Genomic DNA, 19,048 nt, shown 5'->3' on the forward strand with positions numbered 1-19,048 from the left:
CGAGCGGCCGCGCCGGGCCGGGATCTCCTCCTTCGGGATCAGCGGCACCAACGCCCACACCATCATCGAGGCCGTCACCGAGCAGGTCGCCGAGCCGGCGGGTACCGAGGCCCCGCTGTTGCCCGTCCTGCTCTCCGGGGCCACCCCGGAGGCGCTCTCGGCCCAGGCGGCGAAGCTGACCGTCCTGGTGGACGCGCCGATCGCCGACCTCGCCTTCTCGTTGGCCACCGGCCGCTCCGAGCTCGGCCACCGGGCCGCGCTGATAGCCCGTGACCGGGACGAACTGGCCGTGGGGCTGGCCGCGTTGACGGCCGGTGAGGCAGCGCCCGGCGTGCTGCGCGGCAAGCCGGTGGCCGGCAAGCTCGCCTTCCTGTTCACCGGGCAGGGCGCGCAACGCCCGGGCATGGGCCGTGAGTTGTACCAGCGCCACCCGGTCTTCCGACGCGCGTTGGACGAGGTCTGCAGCCAGCTGGACACGCACCTCGACCGGCCGCTGCGGGAGCTGATCTTCGATCAGGACGCCGAGCTGCTCGACCAGACCCGATACACCCAGAGCGCCCTGTTCGCCCTGGAGGTCGCGCTCTTCCGGCTGCTGGAGTCCTGGGGCATCAGGCCGGACTTCCTGGCCGGGCACTCCATCGGCGAGCTGACTGCCGCCCACGTCGCGGGCGTGCTGAGCCTTCATGACGCCGCCCGCCTGGTCGCGGCCCGGGGCCGCCTGATGCAGGCACTGCCCGTCGGTGGTGCGATGCTGGCCGTCGACGCCACCGAGGAGGAGGTGCTGCCGCACCTCGGGGAGGCCGTGAGCATCGCCGCCGTCAACGGGCCGAACGCCGTCGTGGTGTCCGGTGCGGAGGAGGCGGTGGCCGCCTTCGAGGCCGCCTTCACTCACCGCAGGACCAAGCGCCTGCGGGTCAGCCACGCGTTCCACTCGCCGTTGATGGACCCGATGCTGGCGGAGTTCGCCGAGGTCGCGCGCACCCTTGAGTTCGCCCCGCCGGCCGTGCCGATCGTCTCCAACCTGACCGGCGAGCGGGCCACCACCGAAGAGCTGACCTCACCCGAGTACTGGGTGCGACACGTGCGCGAGGCCGTCCGCTTCGCCGACGGGATCCGCACCCTGGAGGCCGAGCAGGTCCGCACCTTCCTGGAACTGGGCCCCGACGCGGTGCTCTCCACCATGGGCACGCACTGCCTGGCCGACCCCGAGCGCTCGGCGCTGATCTCCGTGCTGCGCCGGGACAAGGAGGAACCCCTGGCCCTGGCCACGGCGTTGGGCGCGCTGCAGGTGCGCGGCGTCCCGATCGACTGGGAGCGGCTCTACGGCGGTACGGCGGTGCGCCGGATCGACCTGCCGACGTACGCCTTCCAGCGCCGACGGCTCTGGTTGGAGGACGGACCGTCAGGGCCGAGCGAGGCGGCCGGCTTCGGCCAGGCGGCGGCCGGGCACCCGCTGCTCGGTGCCGAGCTCAGGCTGGCGGAGAGCGACACCACCGTGCTGACCGGACGCCTCTCGCTGAGCACCCACCCGTGGCTGGCCGAGCACGCCGTCGCCGACGTGGTGCTGCTGCCCGGCAGTGCCTTCGTGGAACTGGCGGTCCAGGCGGGCGACCGGGTGGGCAACACCCTGGTCGAGGAGTTGACCATCGAACGGCCGCTGGTGCTGCCCGCGCAGGGCGGGATCCAGCTCCAGGTGGTCACCGGCGCCGATGACGGATCCGGGCGCCGCCCGGTCACCGTGCACGCCCGCATCGAGGAGAGCGGCGCCGCATGGACCAGGCACGCCACCGGCGTCCTGGCCCCGCTGAGCGCGCCGGAACCCGCCGCGCTTCAGGCCTGGCCGCCGGCCGGTGCCGTGCCCGTCGACCTCGACGGCAGCTACGACCGCCTCGCCGACCAGGGTTACGGCTACGGCCCGTTGTTCCGCTGCCTGCGGGCCGCCTGGCGGCTGGGCGAGGAGGTCTACGCAGAGCTCGCCCTGCCCGAGGAGGCCGAGCAGACCGGGTTCGGCCTGCACCCCGCGCTGCTCGACTCCGCGCTGCACGCCATCGACCTGCTGGACGGCCAGGACCCGACGGTGATGACCCTGCCGTTCTCCTGGGAGGGCGTGGCGCTGTACGCGGCGGGTGCCTCGGCCCTGCGGCTGCGGCTCACCCCGCAGAGCACCGAGCAGCTGAGCCTGCAGCTCTTCGACGGCGCCGGCGCGGCAGTCGCCGTGGTGTCGGCGCTGCGGATCCGGCAGGTGTTCGCCGAGCAGCTGAACGCGGCCGCGGCCGCGGTCACGGCCGCCTCGGGCTCCGGCGACCTGTTCGAACTGCACTGGGTGCCGGTGCCGTTGGCGGCTCTCCAACAGGACGAAGCGCAGCTCGAACCGGACACCGTGACCATCACCGTCGACGGCGTTCCGCACGCTCCGGCCCAGGCCGGTCAGGCTGCTCACCGCGCCCTGGCCGTCCTCCAGGAGCGGCTCGCCGAGGACCGTGCCGAGGGCGCGCCGCTGGTGGTCGTCACCCGGGGTGCGGTGGGCGTGGACGGCGCGCCGGACCCCGCGCAGGCCGGTATCTGGGGTCTGGTGCGCGCGGCGGCCGTCGAACACCCCGACCGTCTGGTCCTGGCCGATCTCGACGAGGATCCCGCCTCCGAGGCCGCCCTGGCGGCGGCGGTGGCCACCGGGGAACCGGAGTTGGCGCTGCGGGCCGGTCAGGCGTACGTCCCGAGGCTGGCCGAGGCCACGGCCTTCGAACGCGTCAGCCCGCTGGACCCGCAGGGCACCGTGCTCATCACGGGCGGTACCGGCAGCCTCGGCCGCCTGCTCGCCCGGCACCTGGTGGGCGAGCACGGCGTCCGGCACCTGTTGCTGACCAGCCGCACCGGGGTCCTGCCAACGGAGCTGGCGGACCTGGCCGAGCTGGGTGCGACCGTGACGGTGGCCGCCTGCGACGCCGCCGACCGTGAGGCCATGGCCGCGCTGCTCGACGACATCCCCGTCGAGCACCCGCTGACGGCGGTGGTGCACGCCGCCGGGGTCCTGGACGACGCTCTGATCTCGGCGCTCACCGATGAGCGCCTGGACGCGGTGCTGCGGCCCAAGGCGGACGCGGCCTGGCACCTGCACGAGCTGACTGCGGGCCTGGACCTGGCCGCCTTCGTCCTGTTCTCCTCGGCCGCCGCCACCCTCGGGGCCGCCGGGCAGGGCAACTACGCGGCGGCCAACGCCTTCCTGGACGCCCTGGCCGCCCAGCGGCGCTCGGCCGGACTCCCCGCGCTCTCGCTCGGCTGGGGCCTGTGGGACACCGGCTCCGGGATGGCCGGCTCGCTCGGCGAGGCGGAGCTGCGCCGGCTCTCCCGGGACGGCATCCAGCCGCTGTCGGTCGACCGGGCGCTCGCGCTCTTCGACCGGGCGCTGACCTCGGACCAGTCGCTGCTCCTGCCGATGCGGGTGCAGCCGACCGAGCAGGCGCCCCCGATGGTCCGCGCGCTGGCCGCCCGGACCCCGGCCCGCCGCACCGCCCAGGCGGGGCCGGCCGCGACCGACAAGCCGCAGCCCAGTCCGCTGCCCGAGCGGCTCGCGGCGCTCTCCCCGGTGGAGAGCAGGCAGTTGCTGCTGGAGGTCGTGCGCGGCCACGTTGCCGAGGTGCTCGGACATTCGAGCGCCGAGGCGGTGGATCCGGAGCGCGCGTTCGGTGAGCTGGGTGTGGACTCGCTCTCCGCGCTGGAGTTGCGTAACCGGATCAGCGCCGACACCGGCCTGCGCCTGTCCTCCACCCTCACCTTCGACTACCCGACCCCGGTGGCCATCGTCGACCACCTCTTCGACGAGCTGGTCGAAGACGTGGACGGTGTGCCGGATGTCGAAGCCGAGGTGATCCGCCTGGAGTCCCTGCTGGAAGCAGCCGCTTCGGCCAGCTCGGTCAACGAGGAGCAGCGCTCCCGGGTGGCCCTGCGCCTGCGCGCCCTGACCGCCAGGTGGGCCGGCGACCTGCACCCGGAGGCAGCCGACCAGGGCGGCCCGGAGCTGGACACGGCCACCGCCGACGAGCTCTTCGATCTCCTCGACGACGAGCTCGGCAAGTTCGACTAGCAGGACCGGGGGGTCTGCCCGGCGGGATCGCGCCGAGCAGACCCCCCGGAGGCCGCGAGGCGGTGCCGGTGGCATCACCGGCACCGCCCTCCCGGCCGCCCGCCTCAGCACGAGCGGCTCGGAATCCCCGGCCCACCCCGACACCCGAAGGGAGCCCTCCCGATGCACCAACGCCAAAGCCGCCGCCGACTGCCCGCGGGGCGGTTCGGACGCGGCGGCTTCGGCGCCGGGCAGCAGGCCTTCCAACAGGCCTTACAGCGCCAACCGGCGCCAGAGCACTGGGAGTTCCTTGGTGGCCACGGCGCGCTGGCGAGGGCGGTGATTGGTGGCCGACTGGTGCTCGGGCAGCGCGGTGATCTGTCGTTCCAGGAGCTTGGACGGCAGTTCGGTGCGGCTGGCGACGTTCAACTTCCGGTACACGCGGGTGAGGTGCTGTTCGACCGTGCTGACCGTCACATGGATGCGGCCGCTGATCTCACGGTTGGTGTATCCGAGCGCGGCCAGGACGGCGACCCGGCTCTCCGCGTCGCTGAGCAGCGAGGCGAGGTCGGCAATCGGGGTGGCTGCGGGGCCGGCGGCGGGCGAGGGGGTGGCAGGGGAGTCGGCGGGCACCGGTTCGTTCTGCGGCGTCCCGCCGTCCGCCGCCGCCTGCGGCTCGCCGTCGCCGGCCTCCTGGGCGGCTTGACGCTCCATCAGGCGGGCTCTGGCGTAGTCGCCCAGCTCGTAGTAGGTGGCGGACAGGTCGGCGAAGGCCAGCGCGAGTTCCAGTCGGTCGCCGCAGGCCTGCAGCAGGTCGATCGACTCGCGCAGCAGCGCGGTGCGATGCCGCGGCTGGCTGGTGCCGGCCAGTACCCGCAGGGCGATCGCCCGCGAGCGGGTGCCCAGTGGGTGGCGCTGCCCGGCCTGCTCCTCCGCCAGCTCCTTGGCGACCCGGGTGTTGCCGATCCGCAGGTTGGCCTGGGCGAGGTCGGTGCGCCAGGGGACCATCGGCTGCAGGGAGGGGCTGCGGTCGCGCATCAGGTGCCCGCAGGTCTCGAAGTCGTTCAGCGCCGCGAACGGCCGGTCGGTGGACAGGTAGTGGTGTCCCCGGGCGCGCAGGTACTGCACGCCGAAGCTGGTGTTGAACATGCTGTCCGGCACCTTGCGCCGAAGCAGCTGCGCCGCGGTCTCGTGCCGGCCCATGGCCGTGTTGGCGGAGATCGCCGTCGACAGCGGCAGGCCGATCAGGACACCCCAGGCCTGGGAGTGCAGCAGTTCGAGCGCCTCGGTGGCCTTGGCCTCCGCGGTGCCCGGATCGCCCTGCAGCAGGGCGATCTCGGCTCGGATGCCGAGCAGCAGCGCCTGCCAGGTGGTCCACCCGCGCCGCACCGAGTCGCTCAGCAGCGCCTCGCAGACCTCGATCGCGGTCTGGACCTGGCCGGTGAAGGCGATGACCAGCAGAGAGGTGGCCGTCAGTTCCAGTTTCAGGTCGCTGACCTGGTCGCTGTACAGGGCCTCGGTCACCTGCGCCACCGACGCGGCGCTGACGTTTCCACCGACCAGCAGGGCCACCGTGGCCCACAGGGTGTTCACCTTGCCCGTGGTGGCCTGTTCCAGGGTGGCCATCTTGGCGAGGTCACTGCGGTGGCTGACCTGGGGCACGCCGAAGAAGCAGTGCCGGACGAACTCCACCTCGGCCAGCACGTGGGCGTCGCCCGGGGCGAGCGAGGCGGCCAGCGCGGTCACGGCCTCGTCGGCGAGGCCGGTCTCGCCCTGCCAGAGCATGTGCCGCACCACGGTGGCCGCGTCCCGCGCTTCCAGGTCATCGCCCAGCACGCGCCGGTGGAGCGGATTGAGGTGCGGGGTCACAGCGGCCGGGTTCACCCGCCACTCCGCCCGCGCCAGCGCGGTGGAGAGGGCGTGCCGTTCCTGCTCGTCCGCGGACTCGCGCAGGGCCAGGCGCAGGTAGCCGGTGGACCGTTCGACGTCGTCCGCGGCCAGCGCCTGCTCGGAGGCCAGCCGCAGCACCGACAAGCCCCAGGGCTCGTCGACCCGGCCCGCGGCCATGAGGTGGTGGGTCACCACGGGTGCGGGCGCCCCGTCCAGATAGAGCAGTCTGGCGACCCTGCCGTGCAGCTGCGAGCGCTCGCGGGGATCGAGGTCGCTCAACACCGCGTTGGCGGCGGCGGGCAGGCGGAAGCGGTAGCCGTCGAGCAGGCCGGTGGAGCTCAGCACGTCGACCACGACCTGTACCGCGTCAGGGCCGGCCGACAGCAGCAGCGCGGCGGTCCGGGCGTTGGCGTGGTCGCCGAGCGCGGCCAGCGCCCTGGCGACGGAGAGGTGTCTGGGCTCGCCTCGGTAGAGGAAGGCCAGCACCGCGTGCCGGTAGGCGATGCTCGGCACGGGCTCACCGAGTTCGGTGCCGAACTGGGTGCCGTCGTCCAGGAGGGCGTGCATCAGCATGGGGTTTCCGCCGGTCACCTGGTGATAGGTGGCGCTGATCTCGGCGGGCACCGACCGGTTGGCCTGGGCGGCGAGCATCCGGGCCACGCCCTGCTCGGACAGTGGCGCCAGCCGGACCCGGTGGTGTGGTTGGCGGCTGAGGCCGTCGTGGATGAGCGGGTTCGGCAGCGCGCACTGCTCCCAGCCGGCACAGACCACCGTGATCCGCTTGTTCCTGATCCGCCGCAGGAGGTACAGCAGGGTCTGAAGGGACTGGGTGTCCAGGAGGTGGGCGTCGTCGATGACGATGGCCAGGGGACGTTCTCTGGCTAACTCCAAGATCGGTGCGGACACGGCTTGGAGCAGGGTTTCCGGGGCGTATTGTGTGCCGCCGTGGTCCAGTCGACCAGATGCCGTTCGGTATCCGGCACCTGACGCTGAGTTGACTTCGGTGTCAGGCTGTAATAAGCCTTCCAGAACATCCGTCGGGAGCTCGCCGCTGTGCAGGAGTTCCCGGATGGCGCTCATCGGCTGGGCCCGCTTCTGAGGGGAGCCGAGGGTGGTCAGCAGCCCGGCGCCGGTCTTGCCCGCGGCGTTTGCGAACTCGTGGAGCAGCTTGGTCTTTCCGACCCCCGGGCCGCCGGTGACGATGACAAGCTGCCCCGCTCCGGCGACGCACTCGGCGAACGCGTCGCGCAGGGTCTCAAGTTCTCGATGGCGCTCGAATAGGCGCACCATGACCTCCCCCGTAATGGCCACCCCCGAGGCCATTGTTCTTGAATTGAATCCGCGAAAGACTTTACCGGGGACGCCCACCCTCATGGATCCCCTTGGGCAATATCTTCGCTGTGCGACGACAATTGCTGGAAACGCGGAAGTGAAATCTTCTCTACAGCAGAAAGTCGCCTGCTGCCATCATTGGAATTGCCTGCCCCGTCGGCGTTTCGCGTGGCGTGGGCGGCAGGGATGGCACTGTTGTCTCGGACTGGTCCAGACCTCCCGGGGTCGGGCGGGCTTGCCCGGATGCTCCGGGTCGATCGTGGACTTGTGGCTGCTCAGGGGAACTCTTCCCCTTCCCCAGAGCCGACTTGACGTTATGTTTGGTTCACCAGCGTTGTCAACATCGGTCTCGCCGGCTGGTCGGCGGCGGGCGATCCGCGCAGGTCCGCTGGTGGTGGCCGCCATGTCGGCGGGCCAATCGGCGCGGCAATCGACATGCTTCGGAAAGTGGGGGCCGGTTCGCTCCAGGGGGCAGTAGGGGGTGACCCCGACACCCCCTGATCCCTAGCCTCCCAAAGGCGGGGACATGGACCGACGAGCCGGGATCCCGCGTTTCCGAAGGCTTCGATCCCGATCGGATGACTGCGTTGGCGAACAACGAGGACCGACTGCTCGACTATCTCAGGCGAACCACTTCGGATCTGCGCGAGACGCGGCGCAGGCTGCGCGAGTCGGAGTACCGCGCGCACGAGCCGATCGCGATCGTGGGGATGGCCTGCCGGTATCCCGGCGGGGTCGCCACGCCCGAGCAACTGTGGGACCTGGTGGCCGCCGGTGCCGACGCGGTGTCGGACTTCCCGGCCGACCGGGGCTGGGACGTCGAGTCACTGTACGACCCCGACCCCGCGCGGGCGGGCAAGACCTACGCCCGGACCGGGGCCTTCCTGCACGACGCCGCCGACTTCGACCCGGACTTCTTCGGCATCTCGCCGCGCGAGGCGCTGGCGATGGATCCGCAGCAGCGGCTGCTCCTGGAGACCTCCCACGAGGCCTTCGAGGACGCCGGCATCGTCCCCGCGGCGCTGCGCGGCTCTCGTACCGGCGTCTTCGTCGGCGTCATGTACAACGACTACGCGACCCGGCTGCTCTCGGTGCCGGACGACCTCGACGGCTATCTGGCCAACGGCAGTGCCGCCAGCGTGGCCTCGGGCCGGGTGGCCTACACCTTCGGCCTGGAAGGGCCCGCCGTCACCGTCGACACGGCCTGCTCGTCCTCGCTGGTGGCACTGCACTGGGCGGTCAAGGCGCTGCAGTCGGGCGAGTGCACGCTGGCGCTGGCGGGCGGGGTGACCGTGATGTCCACCCCCGAGACCTTCATCGACTTCAGCCGGCAGCGCGGCCTGGCCCCCGACGGCCGCTGCAAGGCCTTCGCCGAGGGTGCCGACGGCACCGGCTGGGGCGAGGGCGCGGGCATGCTGCTGGTCGAGCGGCTCTCCGACGCCCAGCGGCTCGGCCACCGGGTGCTGGCCGTGGTCAAGGGCACCGCGATCAACTCCGACGGAGCCAGCAGCAGGCTCACCGCACCCAACGGCCCCTCCCAGCAGCGGGTGATCAAGCAGGCGTTGGCGAGCGCCGGCGTCTCCCCGGCGGACGTCGACGTGGTCGAGGCGCACGGCACCGGTACCGCGCTGGGCGACCCGATCGAGGCCCAGGCCCTGCTCGCGGCCTACGGCCAGGACCGGCCCGAGGGCCGGCCGCTGTGGCTCGGCTCGATCAAGTCCAACCTCGGGCACACCCAGGCCGCCGCGGGCGTGGCCGGGGTGATCAAGATGGTGCAGGCGATGCGGCACGGCGAACTGCCCAAGACCCTGCACGTGGACCGCCCCTCCACCCAGGTGGACTGGACGGCGGGCGAGGTCCGGCTGCTGACCGAGGCCCAGGAGTGGCCCGAGAGCGGACGGCCCCGGCGAGCGGCGGTCTCCTCGTTCGGGATCAGCGGCACCAACGCGCACGTGGTCCTCGAACAGGCCCCGGCGCTCGAACCGCAGACCGAGGCGGACAGCGAGCCGCAGGCCGGGGCGCAGGACGAGGCGGAGACCGCGAAGAGCCAGCCGCAGAGCGCCGACGCCCCGGCGGTGACCCCCGCACCGCGACTGGACGCCGTCCCGTGGCTCCTGTCGGCGCGCACCCCCGAGGCGCTTGCCGAGCAGAAGGGCCGGCTGCACGCCTGGGTCGAGGCCCGCCCCGAGCTGGACCCGGCCGAGGTGGCCTTCTCGCTGGCCTGCGCCCGCTCCTCCTGGGAGCACCGTGCGGTGGCCGTCGGCGGCTCCACCGAGGAGCTGCTGGCAGCCCTGGTCCTGGCTGCGGGCACCGCGGTCGGTAACGGGAAGCTGGCGTTCCTCTTCACTGGGCAGGGCTCGCAGCGCCTTGGCATGGGGCGGGAGCTGTACCGGGCGTTCCCGGTCTTCGCGGCCGCCTTCGACGAGGTATCCGCCTTGCTGGACCCGGAGCTGGAGATCCCGCTTGCCCGGGTGATCGAGGCGGAGCCGCAGCTGCTGAACCGCACCGACTACGCCCAGGCGGCGATCTTCGCCGTCGAGGTGGCACTCTTCAGACTGGTGGAGTCGCTGGGCGTGTGCCCCGACTACCTGGTCGGCCACTCGGTCGGCGAGCTGGCCGCCGCGCACGTCTCCGGCGTGCTGTCGCTGGAGGGCGCGGCCGCCATGGTGCTGGCGCGCGGCGGCCTGATGAGCCGGCTGCCCGCGGGTGGCGCGATGGTGGCGATCCGGGCCACTGAGGCCGAGGTGCTGCCGCTGCTCTGCGAGCGGGTGGGCCTGGCCGCGGTCAACGGGCCGCGCTCGGTGGTGGTCTCGGGCGAGGAGGAGGCAGTGCTGGCGCTCGCCGCCCGGTTCGAGAAGAGCACCCGCCTGACCGTCTCGCACGCCTTCCACTCCCCGCTGATGGAGCCGATGCAGGCCGAGTTCGCCCTCGTCGCCAAGGCGCAGTCCTACGGCGCGCCGGGCATCCCGATCGTCTCCACCCTGACCGGCGCCCTGGCCGGCGCCGAGGAGCTCGGCTCGCCGGACTACTGGGTCGACCACGTCCGCCGACCCGTGCGGTTCGAGCCGGCGCTGCGCGCGCTTGCGGCCCTGGGCGTGCGCAGGCTCCTGGAACTGGGACCGGACGCGGTGCTGACCGCTATGGCGCAGGACTGCCTCGACGGTGACCTGGCGGCCGCCGCGACCATGCGCCGCGACTCGGCCGAGACGAGGGAGCTGCTGGGCGGCCTGGGGCGGTTGCACGCCGACGGCGTGCCGGTCGACTGGGCCGCACTCTTCGAAGGCCGTCGCCCGAACCGGGTCGACCTGCCGCTCTACCCGTTCCAGCGCACCAGGCTCTGGCTGGAGGCCACCGCCGCCGGCGGCGACCCGAGCGGCCTCGGTCAGCTCCCCGTCGAGCACCCGCTGCTGGCCGCGGCGACCGAACTGCCCGATTCGGGCGGGCTGGTGCTGACCGGGCGGCTCTCCCGCTCAGCCCAGCCCTGGCTGGCCGACCACGCCGTGCACGGCACGGTGCTGCTGCCCGGTACGGCCCTGGTGGAGCTGGCGATCCAGGCCGGCGACCGGGTCGGCTGCGCCCTGCTGGAGGAGTTGACGCTCCAGGCGCCGCTGACCCTGCCGGAGCAGGGCGCGGTGGCGGTGCAGGTCGCGGTCGGCGCCGAGGACGCCGGGCGGCGCACGGTCGCGGTGTACTCCCGGCCCGCGGACGCGCCGGACGCTCCGTGGAGTCAGAACGCCGGCGGACTGCTCACCAGCGCCGCCGAGGAGCCGCAGTTCGACCTACGGGTCTGGCCGCCCGAAGGGGCCGAACCCGTTGAGCTGGGCGAGCTCTATCCCAGGCTCATCGGGGTCGGCTACGGCTACGGCGAGGTGTTTCAGGGACTGCGCGCGGCGTGGCGGCGCGGCGAGGACCTGTTCGCCGAGGCCGCCCTGCCCGACCGTGCCCGGGCCACGGCCGCCGCCTTCGGTCTGCACCCGGCGCTGTTGGACGCGGCCCTGCACGTCAACCTGATCGACCTGGGTGACGGCCAGGCGGTGCTGCCGTTCAGCTGGGGCGGGGTCTCCCTGCACGCCGGCGGGGCCGGTGAGTTGCGGCTGCACGTCGCCAAGGCCGGCCAGGACGCAGTCTCGCTGGCGGTCGCGGACGGCACCGGCGCGCCGGTGGCCACCGTTCGCACGCTGGTGGCCCGCCCGGTCTCGGCGGGGCAACTGGCCGCCGGCCCGGGGGAGTCGCTCTTCCGCCTGGAGCAGGTTCCGCTCGACCCCGCCACGGCCGAAGCCCTGCCCGCGGACGTCGTGGTCTGCGGCCCCGACGACCTCGCTCTCGGCGTGCCGGTCCACCCGGACCTGGCGTCGATCGAGGCAGCGCCGAGCCTGATCGTCCTGCCGGCGGCCACGGTCGCCGGTGAGGTGCCCGCCGCGGTGCACGGGAGTGTCGGCGAGACCTTCGCCGTCCTCGGGGCCTTCCTCGCCGACCGGCGCTTCGACCACTCCCGGCTGGCGGTGGTGATCCGGGCCGGTGAGCTCGCCCACGCGCCGCTGGCCGGACTGGTGCGGGCCGCCGAGTCGGAGAACCCCGGTCGCTTCCTGCTGGTGGACAGCGACGGCACTGCGGGCCTGGCCGCCGCGCTGGCCTGCGGCGAGCCCGAGGTCGCGGTGCGCGAGGGGGAGCTGTCGGTGCCCAGGCTCGCCAGGGCGAATCCGGCGCAGCCGCCGAAGTTCGACCCCGAGGCGTACGTGCTGATCACCGGCGGCCTCGGCGGCCTGGGACAGCTGATCGCCCGTCACCTCGCGGGCTCCCACGGCGTCCGGCGGCTGCTGCTGACGAGTCGGCGTGGCGCGGACACCCCCGGCGCGGCCGAGCTGAGGGCCGAGCTCGAAGGGCTCGGCGCCGAGGTCGCGCTGGCGAGCTGCGACGCGGCCGACCGCGGCCAACTCGCGGAGCTGCTGGGCCGCTACCAGGTCGGCGCCGTGGTGCACTCGGCCGGCGTGGTCGACAACGGGATGCTCGCCGCGCTCAGCCCCGAGCAGGTCGAGCGGGTGCTGCGGCCCAAGGTGGACGCCGCCTGGAACCTGCACGAACTCACGCAGGACCGCGAGCTCAGCGCCTTCGTGCTGTTCTCCTCCACCGCCGGCCTGCTGGTCGGTGGCGGCCAGTCCAACTACGCGGCCGCCAATGCCTTCCTGGACGGCCTCGCGGCCCACCGCAGGGCCGTCGGGCTGCCCGCCGTCTCGATGGCCTGGGGCCTGTGGTCCGAGGTCGGCGGCCTGGCCGACCAGGTGGACGCCGCCGATCTGGAGCGGATGCACCGGATGGGCCTGCCACCGCTGCCCGCCGCCCAGGGCCTGGAGCTGTTCGACGCCGCCCTGGCCGCCGAGGACGCCCTCGTGGTGCCGATGCGACTGGACGTCGCCGCGGTGCGGGCCAGGACCGACGGCGTCCCGACGCTGCTGCGCGGACTGGTCCGCGGCGCCTCGCGCCGCGCCGCCGGCGCCGCGGGCACCTCCCGCGCCGATGCGCAGAGCGGCTGGCGGGAGCGCCTCGCCCCGCTGCCGGACGCCGATCGTGACCGCCTGCTGCTGGAGTTGGTGCTCACCGGGGTGGCCGCCGTACTCGGCCACACCTCGGCCCAGGCGCTCGACCCGAACAAGGCGTTCCAGGAGATGGGCTTCGACTCGCTGGCGGCGGTCGAACTGCGCAACCTGCTCGGGACGGCCACCGGCCTCTCGCTGCCCGCCACCCTGGTCTTCGACCAGCCGGCACCGGCCGTCCTGACCGCCTACCTCAAGGCCGAACTCGTCCCCGGCCCGGCCGACCAGGCCCGGCTGATGGTCGCCGAGGTCGACCGGCTCGAAGTCGCGCTGACCGCACTGCCGGACCAGGACGGTTCACACGCCCGGATCACCGCGCGCCTCGAAGCGCTGCTGCGGACCTGGCGTGACACCCACAGCGCGGGCGGCGAGGCGCCGGACGACTTCGACACCGCCACCGACGAAGAACTCTTCGCGACGATCGACAACGAATCTGGAGTCCAGTGATGGTAGACCCGGCCAACGTCGACAGGCTCCGCGACTACCTGAAGCGGGCCACCAGCGAGCTGGAGCGCACCCGCCGCCGGGTGCGCGAGCTGGAGGAGCTCAACCGCGAGCCGATCGCGATCATCGGGATGGCCTGCCGCTACCCCGGCGGCATCCGCTCGCCCGAGGACCTCTGGCGGATCGTCAGCGAAGGCGCCGACGTGATCTCCGGCTTCCCGGTGGACCGCGGGTGGGACGTGGAGAACCTCTACGACCCCGAGGTCGGCAAGCCCGGTAAGAGCTACGTGCGCCAGGGCGGCTTCCTGCACGACGCCGCCGAGTGCGACCCCGCGTTCTTCGGCATCAGCCCCAAGGACGCGCCCGGCACCGACCCGCAGCAGCGGATGCTGCTTGAGACCTCCTGGGAGGCTTTCGAGCGGGCCGGGATCGACCCGCAGTCGATGAAGGGCACCCGGACCGGCGTCTTCGTCGGCCTGATGCACCACGACTATGTGGGCGGCACCATCTCCGGCAGCATCGTCTCGGGCCGGATCGCCTACACGCTGGGCCTTGAGGGACCCGCGGTCACCATGGACACCGCGTGCTCCGCATCGCTGGTGGCCCTGCACCAGGCGACCCAGTCGCTGCGCCGCGGCGAGTGCGAGTTCGCCCTGGTCGGCGGTGCCGCGGTGATGGCCAGCCCCGAGATGTTCATCGAGTTCAGCGAGCGGCGGGCGCTGTCGGCCGACGGGCGCTGCAAGTCCTTCTCCGAGGACGCGGACGGCGCCGCCTGGTCGGAGGGCGCGGGTGTGCTGCTGGTGGAGCGGCTCTCGGACGCCCGGCGCAAGGGGCACCGGGTGCTCGCGGTGATCCGGGGCAGCGCGATCAACCAGGACGGCGCCTCCAACGGCCTGACCGCGCCCAGCGGCCCGGCCCAGATTCGGGTGATCCAGTCGGCGCTGGCCGACGCCCAGTTGTCGCCGAACCAGATCGACGTGGTGGAGGCGCACGGCACCGGCACCAAGCTCGGCGACCCGATCGAGGCCCAGGCGGTCATCGCCGCCTACGGGCAGAACCGGCCCGAGGGCCGGCCGATGTGGCTGGGCTCGATCAAGTCCAACATGGGCCACCCGCAGGCCGCCGCCGGCGTGGCGGGCGTGATCAAGATGGTCATGGCGATGCGCCACGGGGTGCTGCCCAAGTCGCTGCACTCCGAGAACCCCACCACCAAGGTGGACTGGACGGCGGGCGACGTCGAACTGCTCACCGAGTCCCGGCCGTGGGAGAGCGACGGCCAGCCGCGCCGCGCCGCCGTCTCCGGCTTCGGGATCAGCGGCACCAACGCCCACACCATCCTGGAGGAGGCCCCGGCCGAGGAGGAGGCGGAGCGGGCGCCGCGCGCCGAACTGCCGGCCGTGCCCTGGGTGCTCTCCGCCAAGACCGCCGAGGCCGTCAAGGACCAGGCGAACCGGCTGATCGCCGCGGCCGGTGACCTCGATGTGCTGGACGTCGGCTTCTCGCTGGCCACCACCCGCGCCCTGCTCACCCACCGCGCCGCGGTGGTCGGCCACGACCGCGCCGAACTGCTGGAGGGGCTGCGCGCGCTGGCCGAGGGCCGGGAGCTGCCGCAGGTCGCCGCCGGCCTCGGCAAGCTCGCCGTGGTCTTCTCCGGCCAGGGCTCCCAGCGCCCCGGCATGGGGCGCGAACTGATCGAGAGCTTCCCCGGGTTCGCCCGTGCCTTCGACGAGATCTGCGCCGAGTTCGACCAGCACCTGGAGCGGCCGCTGCGTGAGGTGGTGCTGGACACCGAGTCCGAGCTGCTGAACCAGACCGTCTTCACCCAGGCCGGCATCTTCGCCTTCGAGGTCGCGCTCTACCGCCTGTTGGAGTCCTGGGGCATCCGCCCCGACCTGCTCGGCGGGCACTCGATCGGCGAGGTGGTCGCCGCCCATGTCGCCGGTGTGCTCTCGCTGAGCGACGCCGTCACCCTGGTCGCCGCGCGCGGCCGGCTGATGCAGGCGCTGCCCACCGGCGGCGCGATGGTCGCCATCCGGGCCGGCGAGGCCGAGGTCGCCCCGCTGCTCACCGAGGGCGCCGACCTCGCCGCGGTCAACGGCGAGCGCGCGGTGGTCGTCTCGGGCGACGAGGAGGCGGTGCTCGCGGTTGCCGCCCGGTTCGAGAAGACCACCAGGCTGAAGGTCTCCCACGCGTTCCACTCGCACCGGATGGACGACATGCTGGAGTCCTTCCGGGCCGTGCTCGACAAGCTGGAGTTCCACCAGCCGCAGCTGCCGGTCGTCTCCAACCTGACCGGATCGCTCGCCGACGAGCTGACCTCGCCCGACTACTGGGTGCGCCACGTACGCGAGGCCGTCCGGTTCCACGACGGTGTACGCACCCTGGCCGCCGAGGGCGTCACCCGGCTGCTGGAGGTGGGCCCAGACTCGGTGCTCACCGGCATGTCCCAGGACATCGTGGCCGAGGTGGTCGCCACCCAGCGTCGGGACCAGGGCGAGGCCAAGGCGCTGCTGACGGCGCTCGGCCGACTGCACGTCAGCGGCCTGAGCCCGGACTGGTCGGCGCTGTTCACCGGCGCCCGCGTGGTGGACCTGCCGACCTACCCCTTCCGGCGCGACCGGCACTGGGAGAACGCCCCGTCCATCACGGCGGCCACTGCCCCGGGCCGCGGCGGCGACGTGGGCGGCGAGTTCTGGGAGCTGGTTCGGGAGCAGGACGTGGCCGCGGTCGCCGCCACCCTCGGCGTGGACGACCAGGCCCCGGTGGCCGCGCTGATTCCGGCGCTGGCCTCCTGGTACGACCAGCGGCAGGCCAACGCCACGGTGGACGGCTGGCGTTACCGCGTCGGCTGGCGGATGCTGCCCGGCTCCGAGGACCGCGCCGCCGCGTTCCGCTGGCTGGCCGTGGTCTCCGAGGCCCTGGCCCAGGACCCGTGGGTCGAGGCCGCGCTGACCGCGCTGCGCGAGCGCGGCCACCAGGTCGAGCTGCTCGCCGTGCCCACGGCCGCGCAGCAGCGCACCGCCCTGGCCGAACTGCTCGATGGTCACGGTGCGGTGGACGGCGTTCTCTCCCTGCTGGCGCTCGACACCCGGGCCGCCGTGACCGCCGCGCTGATCCAGGCACTCGGCGACGCCGGCATCGAGGCCGGGCTGTGGGCCGTCACCCGGGACGCGATGGCCCACGAGTCCTCGGCCCGCCCGAGCGGATTCAGCCAGGCCGAGGTCTGGGGCCTGGGCCGGGTGGCCGCGCTGGAGCACCCCGAGCGCTGGGGTGGCCTGCTCGACCTGCCCGCCGAGCTCGGCCCGCTCACCCTGGCCCGACTCGCCACCGTGCTCACCGCCTACGGCGACGAGGACCAGCTGGTCCTGCGCGAGTCCGGCCTGTTCGCCCGCCGCCTGGAGCACGCGCCGGTGCGGCCCGGTGCCCCGTGGCAGCCCACCGGCACGGTGCTGGTCACCGGCGCCACCGGCGCGGTCGGTGCCCGGGTGGCGAGCTGGCTGGCCGAGCAGGGTGCGGAGCACCTGCTGCTCACCAGCCGCCGTGGCGAGGCGGCGCCCGGCGCCGCCGAACTGCGGCAGGAGCTGGCCGCGACCGGCACCAAGGTCACCTTCGCCGCCTGCGACGCGGCCGACCGTGAGAGCCTGGCCGCGCTGCTGGCCACCGTCCCGGCCGAGCATCCGCTGACCGCCGTGATCCACCTGGCCGGCGTGCTGGACGACGGCGTGCTGGACGCGCTCACCCCCGAGCGCTTCGCCACGGTGCTGCGGCCCAAGGCGCAGGCCGCCCTGAACCTGCACGAGCTCACCGCGGAGCTGGACCTGTCGGCGTTCATCCTGTTCTCCTCGCTCACCGCCACCGTCGGCGGCGCCGGGCAGGCCAACTACGCGGCCGCCAACGCCTTCCTGGACGCGCTGGCCGAGTACCGGCGCGGCGAGGGCCTGGCGGCCTCCTCGATCGCCTGGGGACTGTGGGGTGGCGGCGGCATGGCCGACCACGGCGCCGTGCGTGACGCGGGCCGCAACCTCGGCATCTCGGCGATGAACCCCGACCAGGCGCTGACCGCGCTGCGCCGGGCGCTGGAGAGCGGCGAGACCACGCTGACCGTGGCCGACGTGGACTGGACCAGGTTCGCGCCCGCCTTCGGCGCCGCCCGGCCCAGCCCGCTGCTGGCCGACCTGCCCGAGGTCCAGGGACTGGCGGCGGCCGGCGGCGGTGACAACGCGGTCCCCGACGGCTTCGCCCAGAAGCTGGCCGCCCTGACCGGCGGCGAGCGCAAGCGCGCCCTGGTGGACCTGGTCTGCACCCAGGCCGCCACCGTGCTCGGCTACGGCGCGGCCGGCGGGATCGATCCCAGCACCGCCTTCCGCGACCTCGGCTTCGACTCGCTGACCTCGGTGGACCTGCGCAACCGGCTCAGCACCGCCGCCGGAGTGGCCCTGCCGGCCACGCTGGTCTTCGACTACGCGACGCCCGCCGCGTTGGCCGAGCACCTCGGAACCGAGCTGGGCGAGGGCGAGGACGGCTCCTCGGCCGACCTGCTGCTGGCCGAACTCGACCGGCTGGAGGCCGCGTTCGGCGGGCTGAAGGTCGAGGAGATCGAGCAGGGCCGGTTCACGGCCCGCCTGCAGGCGATGCTCAACGGGCTGACCGAGACCCTGTCCGCGGCCGGCGGCGAGTCGGTCGCAGGGCGGCTGGAGAACGCCTCCGCCGACGACGTCTTCGCCTTCATCGACAACGAGCTCGGCACGGCGTGACGACGTGAGCACGACCGCCGCCCCCGCCCCGCACGCCAGGCTGAATCTTCCGCACAGAAGTGGCGACACTCGATGACCAACGATGACAAGCTGCTCGACTATCTCAAGAGGGTCACCGCTGATCTGGCCCAGACCCGGCAGCGGCTGCGCGACGTGGAGACCGAGGAGAAGGAGCCCATCGCCATCGTGGCGATGAGCTGCCGGTTCCCCGGTGGCGTCAGCACTCCCGAGGAGCTCTGGCGGCTGGTCGACGAGGGCACCGATGCCGTCACGGACTTCCCGGACAACCGGGGCTGGGACGGCGCCGCGCTCTACGACCCCGATCCGGACGCGTCCGGCAAGAGCTATGTGCTGCGGGGCGGTTTCCTGCACGGGGCCGCCGACTTCGAGCCGGACTTCTTCGGCATCTCGCCGCGCGAGGCGCTGCTGATGGACCCCCAGCAGCGGCTGCTCCTTGAGGTGGCCTGGGAGGCGCTGGAACGCGGCGGCATCGCGCCGGACTCGGTACGCGGCGCCCGGATCGGGGTGTTCGCGGGCACCAACGGCCAGGACTACCGCGACGTGCTGGCGAAGCTGCCGAAGGACCCCGAGGCGGCGCTCGGCACCGGCGTGCTGGCGGCGGTGATGGCCGGCCGGATCTCCTACACCCTCGGCACCGAGGGGCCCGCGGTCACCATCGACACCGCGTGCTCCTCGGCCCTGGTCGCGCTGCACCTGGCGGTGCAGGCGCTGCGCCAGCGCGAGTGCACGCTGGCGATGGCCGGCGGTGTCTCGGTGATGTCCACCCCGGGAGCGTTCATCGCCTTCAGCCGTCAGCGCGGGCTCTCCCCGGACGGCCGGTGCAAGTCCTTCGCCGACGGGGCGGACGGCACCGGCTGGGGTGAGGGCGCCGGGATGCTGCTGCTGGAGCGGCTCTCGGACGCCCGGCGCAACGGGCACCAGGTGCTGGCCGTCATCCGTGGCTCCGCGGTGAACCA

At 73.4% G+C, this 19,048-nt stretch carries 5 protein-coding genes; 4 read left to right on the forward strand and 1 reads right to left on the reverse strand.

What is annotated here, in order from left to right:
* Nucleotides 1-4,081: SDR family NAD(P)-dependent oxidoreductase (locus ACGF13_RS40055; RefSeq protein WP_392884560.1), on the forward strand; the 4,081-nt coding region annotated here is incomplete at its 5' end.
* 252 nt (nt 4,082-4,333) lie between these two features.
* Here ACGF13_RS40055 and ACGF13_RS40060 read toward each other — a convergent pair.
* Nucleotides 4,334-7,273, reverse strand: a complete 2,940-nt coding sequence (locus ACGF13_RS40060) for an ATP-binding protein (RefSeq protein ID WP_392884564.1) — start codon at nt 7,271-7,273, stop codon at nt 4,334-4,336.
* Nucleotides 7,274-7,860: 587 nt separating this feature from the next.
* On the opposite strand from ACGF13_RS40060, the gene ACGF13_RS40065 reads away from it, so the two are divergent.
* From ACGF13_RS40065 to ACGF13_RS40075, 3 genes are all read left to right on the forward strand, one after another.
* A complete protein-coding gene (locus ACGF13_RS40065; protein ID WP_392884561.1) occupies nt 7,861-13,320 on the forward strand; it encodes an SDR family NAD(P)-dependent oxidoreductase in 5,460 nt (1,819 codons plus the stop codon).
* The gene (locus tag ACGF13_RS40070; protein WP_392884566.1) at nt 13,320-18,071 is read left to right on the forward strand and encodes a type I polyketide synthase; all 4,752 of its coding nucleotides are present in this window, start codon (nt 13,320-13,322) and stop codon (nt 18,069-18,071) included. Before ACGF13_RS40065 ends, ACGF13_RS40070 begins: the two co-directional genes overlap by 1 nt.
* A gap of 72 nt (nt 18,072-18,143) precedes the next feature.
* On the forward strand, nt 18,144-19,048 hold a 905-nt coding region (locus ACGF13_RS40075), incomplete at its 3' end, for a beta-ketoacyl synthase N-terminal-like domain-containing protein (protein WP_392884562.1).

Origin of the sequence: Kitasatospora sp. NPDC048286 (assembly GCF_043201735.1) — a bacterium.
In the GTDB taxonomy this organism is placed as follows: Bacteria; Actinomycetota; Actinomycetes; order Streptomycetales; family Streptomycetaceae; genus Kitasatospora.